Origin of the sequence: Rhodohalobacter sp. SW132, from assembly GCF_003390325.1 — a bacterium.
Taxonomy (GTDB): Bacteria; Bacteroidota; Rhodothermia; order Balneolales; family Balneolaceae; genus SW132.
In genome coordinates this window covers 175,571-188,282 of sequence record NZ_QUOK01000003.1, presented here as the reverse complement: position 1 = coordinate 188,282, position 12,712 = coordinate 175,571, and the positions used below count along the sequence as shown (strand labels likewise).

Below are 12,712 nucleotides of genomic sequence, written 5' to 3'. Positions count from 1 at the left end.
GTTATAAAGCCATACAAATTGACGAATGGAAGAAATACCTAATAATTTTTATTTGAACAAATTTTTAATAACTGTTGCAGCTGGTTTAACATTATCTGTTATAAATTTTATTGGAACTAAGGTATATGGCCATTTCAAAGGAAAAAGAATTAGCTTTTTTTGGAGAGAGAAAGATAGTTATCTACTATCTCTTGTTAATGAAAAGGCTCTTTCAAATTTGAAGAATAGAATACGAATTCTACTCATTGATGATGAGGAATCTTTAAATATTGACCAGTTTAACAGGGAAGGATATTCTTTAGAACACTGGGAGCAGGTAAAATCAATGAAGCCATTACATCAAGGTGAATTTGATATTTTGATTTTAGACATAAGAGATATTGCTACAGACATAAGTGAAGAGGATGGTTTCGGTGTTTTAAAATCGATAAAAGAGAATAATCCCTTGCAAATCGTCATAGCCTTTTCTGCATATTCTTATGATCTATCTAAGAAAAAATTCTGGGACTTAGCCGATGATGCAGTTGACAAACCAGTTGGATTTATAGAAATGAAAAAAGTTTTGGATAATATCATTTTCAATAGATTTAATCCGGAAAACGAAATAAACATAATTCACGATAAACTTTATGAATTAAATATCTCAACTAATGATATTATATCACTAGAAAAATCAATTCATAATAAAATAAAAAACAATAAAGTCCTTAGGCTTCAAAATGAGTTATCATTCATTAACGACCACTTAGTTAGAAATCAGATTATAAATATGTACCTAAGGTTTTTAAATCTATATACGTCTTATGAAGCTTGAAGAATTTAAAAGCATATCCCCATACCCTTTCATCTATCATGGTAATTTAAACGACGGTTTAAAGCTGATGCAGAATAACTCCTGTACCGGATGTAAAAGGCTAGACTGCATTGACGAAAGTAATTATGAAGACAAAAATTACTATAAGTGCTACAAAGATTTACGGACATTTAAAGTATCAACCAATAATGGGAACTCTTTTTTTCTAAATGGACTCCTGTTTGATGAAGACAGTAATCCAACATTAAAGAAATTTAAAAAAAATTATTTTGTTGATAAAACTAACATACAAGTTGTGATAGACTTGATAAATAATGTAGAAGGAGTTATTGAGTCAAAAATATTAAACACTATTGAAGAACACTTTTCTGTTTTCCATGATGTAAAGACTACAGCAACAACAGTAACAAATTGTGCAGAAAACTTAATCAATAAAAATAAGGGAGATACATTTGAAGATAAGTTGCAGAATTCAGAAAATGAACTATTTGATCTCTACAACTCAATATCACTTCTGACAGAGCATTTAGGAATGATTGATATTTTAGTTAATACAAATAAAGTCAAATATGCTAGAAAAAAACCAATAAATGTTTTCCAACTATTTGAGAGATTCAGCCGTCTTTTAAGAAACAACACAAAGAAAAAGAATTTAACAATAAATTGGCATGACAGTGGAAGGGTGAACGACATACAACTCTACCCGGCCTTCCAATTTTTACCTTTAATACTTATTGACAATGCAATAAAATATTCATCTAATGACAGATCGATTGAAATTGGAATTTATGAACATGGAGATAGTGTAAGTGTCCACGTTTCTTCATTTGGAAAATTTGTTGATGATTCTGAATCTGAAAAAATATTTGAAAAGTATTATAGAGGCGAAAATTCCCAAAACAATGAAGGAATTGGAATGGGTTTATGGATCGCAAAAACGTTGTGTGAAGCACATGATGGTTCAATCACCTATGAAAAAAATGGATATGGAAATTACGGACAAAATGTTTTTAAGGTTCATATTCCTAGACTTGAATCTTAAGTAATCTGGCTTTATAACGGTTTCAACAGGGACTTGGCCGTTGTTTGCCGGTTCAAAATTCGTTGGCTTATAGAAATTCTAAGTTGTAATTACATTATCAGCCAAAGGCCAAGCCGGTTAAACCGTAGATCGTTAGGCATTTATACAAATTACTTTTAAATCTATGACTGACTATTCAAATTGTATATTCTGCAAAGATACTGCTGACTTCAACGGAATTAATGCTAATGAAAAATTTGAAGTCAATTGTGAACGGTGCGGTATATATAAGATCTATAACTCCGCAATAGCACTTTTACAAGAGAAGGAGTTGAGTCAGCCTCATCTCATTTCTGCATTTATCAGAGAAAAGACTGAAAAAGGTATAAAGCTAGAATTAGATATAAATGAAATCGAAGATTTAGACGATAAATACTTTGAGCACGACCCATTTGAAATTTTTGACAAAATAATGCTCTTTTTCTATCGGAGATGCGAAAAAATCATTGAAAAGATCGAAATTGATCATAATAAAGATTACCCAATCGCTTATGCAGAAAATTCGACTGAATTTATAGATTATCTGAGAAAGCTAAGTGATCTAGGCTATATTTTTTCACAAGGTGCAGCATTCAATAATTTTATCATTACACTCGAAGGATGGAAATACATTCAAGAGCTAAGAAAAAGAAAGCCTGAAAATAATCAAGCATTTGTTGCAATGTGGTTTAGTGAAGAAATGAATAATGCATGGGAAAATGGATTTCACAAAGCTTTAGATGATTTAAACTTGAATCCATTTCGAATAGACATGTTAGAGCACAATGATAAAATTTGTGATGAAATAATTGCTCAAATTAATCGAAGCAACTTGTTAGTTGCTGATTTTACAGATAATAGAGGTGGCGTCTATTTTGAGGCAGGGTATGCCTTAGGATTAGGTATTCCTGTTATCTGGACTTGTCGAGAAGACTATATTGATAAAACTCACTTCGATACTAGACAATACAATCACATCGTCTGGGAAACGCCTGAAGATTTACATAAAAAACTAACTAATAGAATTCTAGCAACTATACCGTTTGCAACTAATCAAAATGCCTAACAAGCATTTCCTGTGTACGCGCAAGCGTTTTTTGCTCGACTTTAAAATTGATTGCCACGCCGTAAAAACACCAAAACGTTTTTGTACCTTAACTTAAATAATAGATTCTCTGCGATTAGCTACCTGTTTAATTCTACTAAACTTATTAGTCGGTTGTGGTTCAGAAAAGGCGGAGGATTTGCCTGAGTATCTTTCAACTATTGAAAATCTTACCGTTTATTCTGAAAATCCAACTCCTGCCACTGACATCGAATTAATCTGGGAAATTTCATTTGGGGATACCGATCAGTTTTTTTTGGTCGTATGGTCGAAAATATTGCTGTAGATCATTTCGGAAAAGTATTTAGTGCCGATTTGGCTGAGAATACAATTCATCAGTTTGATTCCAAAGGCCGCTGAAATAATATACCGTTAACCGACATTACAGATTTATACATGCCTCAAAAAACCACCCCATATCTAATCACACTTTTAACCGCTTTGCTGCTGCTATCCTGTAGCGGTGAGAATTCAGGTCACGAGGAATTTTTTAACAGCGATTTTAACTATCGACCTGCGCCAACCTCGCATCAGGCAAGTTTTGTTTTCATTAAATGCTGATTTCATCGAAAAATATGATGCCGATGGCACTCTCATTACCCGGGTTCAGGGATCAGAATTCCCTCTCCCAAAAATGCGCCTGGAAACACAATCTGGTCAGCCTTGGCCGGTAGACGACGGCGGTAAAGCGGGCTACAGCTGGGTGGACGCCGATGCAAACCTTATCTATGCCCTTTATAGCGGAACTATGCGAGCGGAAGAAAACGCACTATATACAAACAAAGTCCATCTCTTCAACTGGGATCTGGAGCTGATCGAAGGCTTTGAACTGGACCATACCACCCATATGATCGCTGCGGATGGAAAAGGAGGGATCTATTCCCTAACCAGTGAAGAGGAAGGCACCCTGATACGGTATATTGAATTGATGAACTGAGTTTTTTAATCAATATCGGCACTTCATCATCGGCAAAACCCCATCCTCCAACCCCGCGCCATCGCGCCCCTGCGGTTAAAAAACGTTGCGCCGTCGCTCCAGCACGGGCCAACCCACCAAAAAACGTTGCGCCATTGCGCCGTTGCGAGAAACCATCTCCGCGACCTCGCGCCCCAGCGGTTCAAAAAAAAACATTGCGCCGTCGCGTCGTTGCGAGAACCCATCTCTGCGACTTTGCGCCCCTGCGGTTCAAACCCCACTAAACCAAAAGATTTAATCTTTGGAATTTCTTGATTATAATGGAGTACCTGTAAATTAATCTCCGATACTATGTCTCAAAATACCAAAGAGTTAAAAACCCTCCTTCACGAGAGAATCGAAAACATTGATGATGAAGAGTTGCTTCAAACTGTCAAAACTATTCTGGATCATAAATCTCAATCGGTAGCTGAACCTCAATTGACTGAGTACCAGGTCAAGCGTATAGAGAAAGCGAAAAGAAGTATCTCAAAAGGGGAGACGCTAACGAACGAGCAGGCTGATGAGCTGGTAGATCGATGGCTAAACGGATAGTCTGGTCAAAAGAGGCTTTAGCAGATCGTATCCAGATCCTTGATTACTGGTATCAACGTCTGGGAAGTAAAGATTATCCAACTAAATTGGATGATACGTTTAGGAATACTGTCCAACTACTTTCTCGATTTCCTGATCTTGGAAGGAAGCTTAAGAACCAAGAGGAGCGATTTTTTGTGAAAGATGCTTATCAAATTTTTTATTTGGAGGATGGTGAGACCATAACAATTTTGCACATCTGGGACACTCGAAGAGATCCCGAAGATTTTCCACTTTAATTGAATTTTACCTCTTTTACCACCATGCCAAAATCAACCCCCATAAAATCACTTCTTAAAGATCTCGATCGCGATGACCTTTGTGACGTGATTGTGGAGCTTTGTAAACTTAATCCGAAGAACCGACAATTTTTGGAGCTTCACGTTCGGAGTTCGAATGAGGCAAATGTAGAGTCGATCACAAAAGAAGCAAAGAAGAAGATCTATTCTCACCTCTACGGAAATTCTATGTTCGCCAAAATCGATCTGGCTGGGGCCAGAAAGTAGGTGAGGGAGTACAGTAAGCTTTTGAAGGATTATCCCGGTCAAATTGCGGATTTACAGCTCTATTACGTGGAGACCGGTACGGATATTACCAATGAGTACGGCGACATCGATGAACGATTCTACAACTCCATGGAATCGATGCTGGGTAGTTTTTGCAAACAAATTCAAAAACACCCGGTGTATTACATTAAATTTAGGGATCGTCTTATCAATCTCGAAGCAGCCTGTGAGAATATAGGTTGGGGATACCATGATTCCGTCTCCGATATGATTTACGAGCTGGTGGAATCGATAGATACTGGGTGAAAGTTCAGTGTGGCCTTCCGTTTGAGATGAAGATACCCATCGAAACGATATATCAAGCTATATTTTTATCAATATCGGCACTTCATCATCGGCAAAACTCCATCTCCCAAATCCGCGACTTCGCGCCCCTGCGGTAAAAAAAAACGTTTCTTCGTAGCGCCGTCGCGAGAACCCCAACTCCGAATCTTTGCACCATTTCGATAAATTCCCCGTCGACATTATTCCTTGCTTCTGCAGAATACATCGCCTTGGGGATACCGGGCCACGCTTGTCCTCTTCCCCCGCACTGCGGGCCGGATAAAACACGGCCCTTGTACGGGCCTGCCCCGATGCTCTGTCTCGGGGGCTACAAAATGTTGCGCCCCTGCCGTGGCTCTTTGTTACGCACAGGCGAGTAACCTTTTTTCATCTCTATTGAATTCTACTGGATGGATAAAATTTATATCCCTTTAAAAAAAGACCCGGAGGGTTGTCATATCCGTAGCCCAGTTATAATGCAACGCATCAGCACGGAGTATTGGTAATTTATTAGACTAAAATTTGATTAAAAAGCCATTTTTATAAATCATTACAATTCTCAATATCTGCATAAAACTAAGCATTAATATTTCCTACATAGAATCTCAATAAAATTTGGGTAAGTTAATGATCATTAACATTTTAGGGGGGCACGAATAGAATTGTCTGAAGATAATAGAATCGATTTGTGTTTCTTTTTTCTGCGTCGATGAGGATTGGGATAATATTCTCAGAGAGTTGACAGAAGATTAAATCAATAAAAACTTAATAAAACGGAGCAAAATATGAGATGGGTTGTACAACTTGTACTCTTGATGATAACAGTCGGCTTGATTTCAGCGGGCTGTGATTCTGTAACAGATTCAAACCAACTAGCAGATGAATCAGAACCTTATCATCAGGCATATACAGAATCACTACCATTTAGCGATCACAGTCACATTGTTTCTGAAAATAATCTTGGAGTAGATTGGTTTTCAGATGAAACCAGGGAAGGCGGTGCTCTTGCCTGGGTAACTGATTACGGAGCACCGGCAGGGTTAGGTGAGTATGCTATAGAGCTTTCCACTGTCGATGAAATTGCTTCAAAAGCCAATATACGGTATGAATTGAGCGAAGGAGTTTCTCTTGGTGATGTAACAGAGCTTTCTTACTGGACATATCAGCACGAGGGTCCAGGGCTGGCTGCTGTATCTTACCAGCTATATGTAGTCTTTGATGATGATAGTTGGACCTGGCTGGTTTACGAGCCATACTGGCAAAACGGTGTTGCGAATCCGGATCCGGTTGAGCCGAAGATCTGGCAACACCAAAGCGACATTGCTGATGAGGGCATATTTTGGTCAAGTCATACTGCTGGTGGTTTAGATGCCGGCAATGGTGGTGACCCATTCTACACACTCGATGACGTTGTCGGGTTTGAAACCGGTGCCACAGTAACTGCCATCGCACTGAACCTCGGTTCTGGGAATCCGGCTTGGACGGTTGCTGCGGACGGTGTAAATTTTAACGGCAAGGTCTTCAACTTTGAATCACTTGCAACTCCTGAAGATAAGGCAGAATGTAAAAACGGTGGCTGGGAAAACCTGGTTGATGAAGATGGCAATGGATTTCGCAATCAGGGTGATTGTGTAAGCTATGTTGCCAGCGAAGGTAAAAGCCGGGGCGGAGGCAGATAAGACTCTGATGTTTAAATGACAAGAAAGCTTCCTGATTCGTCAGGAAGCTTTTTTAATTTTAATTTTAATTTTCCGGCTATAATCGTTTTGTGAATTTAACTAATGAAGATATTTGCGTAGAATTAATAATTGTATGAGAGAAAATGGGGGACATAATGTTGCTGATATTCCAGGCGCAAAAGCTTCAGAATCTTGAGATTACTCTTTCCTGTTTCCCGTTTACCTAAAACATGTAACTTTCATCTCGCTCGCTCGTTTGGTGACGCGTTTCTTTAACCCCATACTGCGGGATTCTGGTAGAGTTACTGTACCCAATAAATGTGACCATACTTTTCAGCGATCTAATCATTCTATCATTGGCAAACCTCATCTACTAACTCCGCGACTTCGCGCCCCTGCGGTTCAAACACGTTGCGCCGTCGCGCCGCTGCGAGAACCCCCACTCCGCGGTCCAAATCACTCACCTAACAACTACTTTATCCCGCCGAAAAAGACTAATCATCAACACGGAAGAAAGAACCATCAGCACGCCAACCCCCATCATTGGGCTGAACGGTTCACGGGCGATAATCACGCCAAGCAATACGGCTACCAGCAATTCAATTACTGCAGCGAGTGTGGCGCGGCCTGATTCTATTTTCTGAAGTCCAACCATGTAGAAGCCATATGCAAACAGTGTGGGAACAACCATCATTAATGCAAGCCAAACCCAAACGTTGGTCTGAAGAAAGAGATCCGCCGAAACGCCGGCACCTGCAAGCGGCATAAGCCCGATGGCAGCGAAAAGGAAGGTGTATATTGTGACCGTCAACACACTGTATTTTTGAAGGGCAAATTTACTGCTCACATTATAGAGGGCGAACGTGATTGCCGCACCCATTCCTAAGAGGAATCCGGTGACCGAGATGTTGAGACCGGATTGAGCCGGAAGTTCCAGTACAAACACACATCCTGCAACCATGATGCAGATGGCGATCGTTTTTCGGAGGGTGATCGGTTCACCAAATAAAAACCGCGCCATAATAACCACAAAAGCAGGAGCGGTGTAGAGCAGAACTACAGCAAGCGACATGCCCAGTTCATTGATCGCTGAAAGATAAAACCACTGAAAAAGTCCGAGGCTGACGGTGCCGGTAAGTATGAAATAGGAGAGATCCTGCCAGCGGTTAAGTTTCAGGACACCCGGTTTGGCGATCCACAGCAGCGGAAGAGCCAGGATGAAGCCACCGGCCATTCGCAAAAAAGCGAGCGTGAGGGTTGGAAATCCTGCCTCAGTGAGAGGAGCGATAAACAATCCGAGTGTGCCCCAGAGCGCTGCTCCGGTAAGGACTCCCGCCCAGGCCAGCCGCGGTAATTTTTGGTTTTCATTTTGTTTCAAAGAATGGTGTCCGTGGCGTTAAGCAGGTTAGGGTTTTAATGGCTGAAGTTTATTCAAATCGGACTTGAAGGTAGGGTGGTTGATCGTTGAAGTAAACAGTAAACATTCGACTGTAAGATGGGAACCGCGAAGGCGCAGGGCCGCGAAGAAATATGGTTGGAGGAATTTTCAATATTTAAAACTTCGTGAACCTTAGAGTCCTCGTGCCCTCGTGGTAAACCTTTGGATATTTATTTAAAGCCAAATTGGTTATTAGCAAGCCTCAACTGAACTTCGTTTGGGAACCGCGAAGGCGCGAAGTCCCGAAGAAACACGAAGGGAAGAATTAAAAAAACTTCGTGAACCTTAGAGTCTTCGGGTCCTTCGTGGTAAAAATACTCGAGATATAAATCCCGGCTTAACTACGGAGTTAAAACCCGGATGGTGCCATCTTGTTTGTTTAGCAGAAACACCATGTTGTCCGGGCCGGTGCCGAAACGAAGGTCGGTTCGGGATGCCGGTTCACGATTTTGTTCTCGGTTTTTATCCTGAATCAGCTCGAGGTAGGTTTTACTGTCTCCATTCTCATCATGCAGCAGTACACGCCGGAGTCCTTCCGTTCCGCCTTCGGGGAGGTTATCCGCATCAAAGTAAAAGATTTCGCCATTCACCATATCACCAAATAGAACAAGATCCATCAGTTGCGAGACCGGTCCGTCACGATAGACGTGAATTCCGGTTACGGCCACGCGATTTGCCATCAGCGGATCATACCTGCCATATTCCACTACAGGATATACCACATCCGGATCACTTCGCGGCTCATCCACAATGACTTCGGATCGGCTGACAAACCGGTAGCTCCCTTCCCACTCATTCCATCCCAGATTTCCGCCTTTAGGTACAAGGCTCACTTTTTCGACAATGTTTTGCCCGATATCGGCCATAAAAAGATTATTATTATCCGGATCCCATCCGAAGCGCTGCGGGTTGCGCATTCCGTACGCATAAATCTCACCGAGCTCATCGCTGAACTCTTCGCCTGCCCAGGGATTGTCGTCCGGAATACCGTATTGCCCGTTTTCACTGTTTGATCCAAGCGGATCAATCCGAAGCATTTTACCGAAAGCCGAAGTGAGATCCAGCGACAGATTCAGCGGATCACCGCCGCTCCCTCCGTCAGCCGAGCCGATGTACAACAGGCCGTATTCACTGCTGCCCGCTTCGGCGAAAGGGTGAAAGGCGATCAGTCCGGCGTTGTGATTGCCAAACGGCTGCTCAAACCGCATTAGTTCGCGGGGAGCCTCTCCATCAAACCGATCCGCAGAAGGATCATCCGCAATCCATTCGTGCAGTACCGTGTGATGGGTGTTGTCACCTCCATTAGGTATGAAATCAGGTGTTGTTTCATTATCTCTCACATCCGAAAATGTATAAAAACGGCCGTACCCTTCACTCCCTTCCCTGCCAAAATCGGGATGAAATGCAAAGCTCTGAAATCCTCGTTCGCGTCCCCTGTACTCAACTCCAACTCCCCACTCCGGATCGTTGATATTAACATAAAGCGAGACTTCTTCTCCATCATAACTCACACTGTAAATCGGGCCGTACATGTCATTCACAAACATCCGGGAGGTTCCCGGCTCATCCACCATCAGCATCATCCGGACGGGATTGCCGTCGTAATCAGGCAGTTCGGCAAACTCTTCAGCCCCTACGAGGATCACATCCTCATCAGCAATCAGCGGGTCAGGAAACGGATCGTTCGTTGTAGTTTGGGCATGGAGCAGGGAGAATTGAATAATAAAGAGCAGGGAGAGGAGCGATATCGATGTTTTCATAGAGCAGAAATTGATGGTTATACGAGTGATTACCTGGAACAGAGACTTCGTTCCTAACTTTCACAATTCTACGATCAATTTCTGTAAAATTTGGTGAGTTGATTTTAGAATCCTGGAGGTAAAATTCTACTCTACAAGGATGTCGCCATAACTGATTACGTTTCCAGATCCATCAACTAAAATCAGCCGGTGCAGGCCGCGCGCATTTTGAGCCGTATTGTTCCAGCTAAACTGAATGGGATTCAGGTCAACCACAGTAGGGCCGGGGGGCAGAGGGCTCTGTGCATGATTGTAGATTTGGCGGGGTTCCCTGTTTGCCGCATTTTCACTGATCACCAGGATGATCAGGCCATTCAAAGCCTCCTGGAACGGATCCACGTGAATTCTCAGCACATCACTCACTTGAACGGGATTTGGGAATGGCAGCGGATCAATATAGACCAGCCCCTGGAAAAATGGGGCAACACGCCAGTCGTCGGGATCTTCATTTCCTTCCACAATCTGACCAGAATTGTCTGTCTGCGTGATACCATCCGGAAGGGAGAACGCTTCTTGTTCAAAATCCCGCTGATCATCATCCTGCCCGCAGGCGCTAATTATAGCGATCAGCAGAACCGCAACCGCAGCGTATCGAAACGAGGTGAATGGAATGAGATTTTTCAAATTCGCGCTGGATCGGGATGAATCATTATCAGAAAAACACGGTTTACTCCGTAATGGAAAAGCGGTAAAGGATTTAACGATATTGGTTAATAAATGGATCGTAATCGTTGTATCTTTAACGTTGTTCATAATTTGCGGCGGTGTAGAGAACGGGGTCACCGGTCGTTGAGTATATCAATCCCCGAAAAACAATCAATAACTGTAAACAGAATATATCGATTATGCTAAAGGTTTATGGCATCAAAAACTGTAATAAAGTTCGGGACTCGCTGAAATGGCTGGATGAGCGTGATATTGAGTACACGTTTGTAAATCTGAAAAAAGAGCCGCTTTCCGCTGATAAACTGGATGAGTTTGTGCATAAAGTAGGTCTCGACGTGCTGATCAACCGCCGTGGAACGACCTGGCGGAATCTTGGCCTGAAGGATCAGGATTTGAGTGATGAGGAACTGTTTGAAAAACTGCTGGAAAACCAAATGATGATTAAACGGCCGGTGATTGAAGAGGAAGGAGACGGCGCTGTGCTGGTTGGATATGATGAAGATGCGTTTGAATCATTTATTTAAATATTTCCTCTTGCTGATGATTCTCCTCCCGGGAGCGTTGATTCAGAATCTGCAGGCGCAGGATCACAACCTCACGTTCGACAGGGATGAGCCGCCGACTAAGCAGATGCTGATGGACGTTCGTGAAGTGTTTGAATTCGAAGTGCGGTACGGTTTTTTTACACTCGGCTGGGTTGATGTTGAGATTCTGCCCGATACAACCTACCAGGGCGAAACGGTTCACCATCTGCGAACACGAATTCGATCCAACCGCCGCGTACCTTTCGTGGGAACACGCATCGTGAACTACGAAACGCTGTTCAGCTATAACCAGGATTGGTTTTACAGCCATCTGTTCTGGCGTGATGATATCCACGATGAGGAGTACGAAACGGCAAAGATCAAATTTGACCGGGAGGCGATGGAGGTCCGTTTTTTTGAAAAAGGCGAACCTGCTGACACGCTCGAACTCGAAGAACCCGCCAGCGGCGGCGATTTGGTTTTCCTTTACTCCCGGCTGTTTGCCGGTATCGAGGAGCCGTATGAACTTCCGGTGTATATCGAAGGAGAAAAAAGCTACCTGACCGCATCAAGCAGTTCAAACATTGAGATGCGAAGTTATGACGCTTTCGATGATGACGTAGAAACCTATTTTAGCGAAGGTACAACAGACGCGGACGGCCCGTTCGGATTTTCAGGTGAATTCAAAGCCTGGTATTTAACCGATGATTTAAGAGTGCCGCTTGAAGCACACGTAAAAGTTATTTTTGGAAACGTAAGAGTACGACTAATATCCTATGAGCGAACACACTACGATGGTATGTAAATTTCAGAAACTGCCACATGCAAACGATCTGCAGCTTCCATCCTACGAATCGGCTGACTCTGCCGGCATGGACCTTCGGGCGGCACTGGCTGAACCCGTAGAACTAAAACCGGGTGAGCGGCAGCTGATCCCCACCGGCCTCAAAATGTCGATCCCGCGTGGTTTCGAAGCGCAGATTCGTCCGCGCAGCGGCATGGCATTCCGGCACGGCATCACCATGTTAAATACGCCCGGAACCATTGATGCCGACTACAGGGGAGAGGTAAAACTCCTGGCTGTAAACCTGGGCAGCGAACCGTTCACAATCCGGCACGGCGACCGAATCGCACAAATGGTGATTGCACCTGTCATTCAGGCCGTAGTAACCGAAGTAGACTCCCTTGAGGAGACAGAACGCGGCGATGGAGGTTTTGGCAGTACAGGTGTGGAGTAGTCAATCTGAA

The 12,712-nt window shown here is 42.8% G+C and carries 15 protein-coding genes; 12 read left to right on the top strand and 3 right to left on the bottom strand.

What is annotated here, in order from left to right:
* The first annotated feature begins 25 nt into the window (after positions 1–25).
* The 9 genes from DYD21_RS07835 (at position 26) to DYD21_RS07795 (ending at position 7,037) form a co-directional block, all read left to right on the top strand.
* Positions 26–814, top strand: coding sequence for a response regulator transcription factor (locus DYD21_RS07835; protein WP_116034948.1), 789 nt, complete (start codon positions 26–28; stop codon positions 812–814).
* Positions 804–1,856, top strand: a complete 1,053-nt coding sequence (locus tag DYD21_RS07830; RefSeq protein WP_116034946.1) for a sensor histidine kinase KdpD — start codon at positions 804–806, stop codon at positions 1,854–1,856. The genes DYD21_RS07835 and DYD21_RS07830 overlap by 11 nt, the downstream gene beginning before the upstream one ends.
* A 163-nt stretch (positions 1,857–2,019) precedes the next feature.
* Positions 2,020–2,940, top strand: a complete 921-nt coding sequence (locus DYD21_RS07825; protein ID WP_116034944.1) for a hypothetical protein — start codon at positions 2,020–2,022, stop codon at positions 2,938–2,940.
* Between the two features lie 580 nt (positions 2,941–3,520).
* A complete protein-coding gene (locus DYD21_RS07820; RefSeq protein ID WP_116034941.1) occupies positions 3,521–3,916 on the top strand; it encodes a hypothetical protein in 396 nt (131 codons plus the stop codon).
* 330 nt (positions 3,917–4,246) lie between these two features.
* Positions 4,247–4,489 carry a hypothetical protein gene (locus DYD21_RS07815; RefSeq protein WP_116034939.1) on the top strand — a complete coding sequence of 81 codons (243 nt, stop codon included), beginning with the start codon at positions 4,247–4,249 and terminating at the stop codon, positions 4,487–4,489.
* Positions 4,474–4,767, top strand: a complete 294-nt coding sequence (locus tag DYD21_RS07810; RefSeq protein ID WP_116034937.1) for a type II toxin-antitoxin system RelE/ParE family toxin — start codon at positions 4,474–4,476, stop codon at positions 4,765–4,767. The genes DYD21_RS07815 and DYD21_RS07810 overlap by 16 nt, the downstream gene beginning before the upstream one ends.
* A gap of 24 nt (positions 4,768–4,791) precedes the next feature.
* On the top strand, positions 4,792–5,034 hold the full coding sequence (locus DYD21_RS07805; RefSeq protein WP_116034935.1) for a hypothetical protein: 243 nt from the start codon (positions 4,792–4,794) through the stop codon (positions 5,032–5,034).
* 21 nt (positions 5,035–5,055) lie between these two features.
* The gene (locus tag DYD21_RS07800; protein WP_147303525.1) at positions 5,056–5,340 is read left to right on the top strand and encodes a hypothetical protein; all 285 of its coding nucleotides are present in this window, start codon (positions 5,056–5,058) and stop codon (positions 5,338–5,340) included.
* A gap of 803 nt (positions 5,341–6,143) precedes the next feature.
* Positions 6,144–7,037: a hypothetical protein gene (locus tag DYD21_RS07795; protein ID WP_116034930.1), complete on the top strand. Its 894-nt coding sequence runs from the start codon at positions 6,144–6,146 to the stop codon at positions 7,035–7,037.
* A 460-nt stretch (positions 7,038–7,497) separates the two neighbouring features.
* Here DYD21_RS07795 and DYD21_RS07790 read toward each other — a convergent pair whose 3' ends face one another.
* From DYD21_RS07790 to DYD21_RS07780, 3 genes are all read right to left on the bottom strand, one after another.
* Positions 7,498–8,415, bottom strand: coding sequence for a DMT family transporter (locus tag DYD21_RS07790; protein ID WP_116034927.1), 918 nt, complete (start codon positions 8,413–8,415; stop codon positions 7,498–7,500).
* A gap of 401 nt (positions 8,416–8,816) precedes the next feature.
* On the bottom strand, positions 8,817–10,235 hold the full coding sequence (locus tag DYD21_RS07785) for a sorbosone dehydrogenase family protein (RefSeq protein WP_116034924.1): 1,419 nt from the start codon (positions 10,233–10,235) through the stop codon (positions 8,817–8,819).
* Positions 10,236–10,361: 126 nt separating this feature from the next.
* The gene (locus DYD21_RS07780) at positions 10,362–10,898 is read right to left on the bottom strand and encodes a hypothetical protein (RefSeq protein WP_147303524.1); all 537 of its coding nucleotides are present in this window, start codon (positions 10,896–10,898) and stop codon (positions 10,362–10,364) included.
* A gap of 221 nt (positions 10,899–11,119) precedes the next feature.
* Between DYD21_RS07780 and DYD21_RS07775 the strand changes: the two genes are divergently transcribed.
* Genes DYD21_RS07775 through dut form a run of 3 tightly spaced genes read left to right on the top strand, consistent with a single transcriptional unit; the run spans position 11,120 to position 12,702 of the window.
* Complete coding sequence (locus DYD21_RS07775) at positions 11,120–11,464, top strand: arsenate reductase family protein (protein WP_116034920.1); 345 nt, start codon at positions 11,120–11,122, stop codon at positions 11,462–11,464.
* Positions 11,465–11,480: 16 nt separating this feature from the next.
* The gene (locus tag DYD21_RS07770) at positions 11,481–12,269 is read left to right on the top strand and encodes a DUF3108 domain-containing protein (protein WP_116034918.1); all 789 of its coding nucleotides are present in this window, start codon (positions 11,481–11,483) and stop codon (positions 12,267–12,269) included.
* Positions 12,259–12,702 (top strand): dUTP diphosphatase, encoded by a 444-nt coding sequence (dut, locus tag DYD21_RS07765; RefSeq protein ID WP_116034916.1) that lies wholly within the window; start codon positions 12,259–12,261, stop codon positions 12,700–12,702. The genes DYD21_RS07770 and dut overlap by 11 nt, the downstream gene beginning before the upstream one ends.
* The last annotated feature ends 10 nt before the right edge of the window (positions 12,703–12,712 follow it).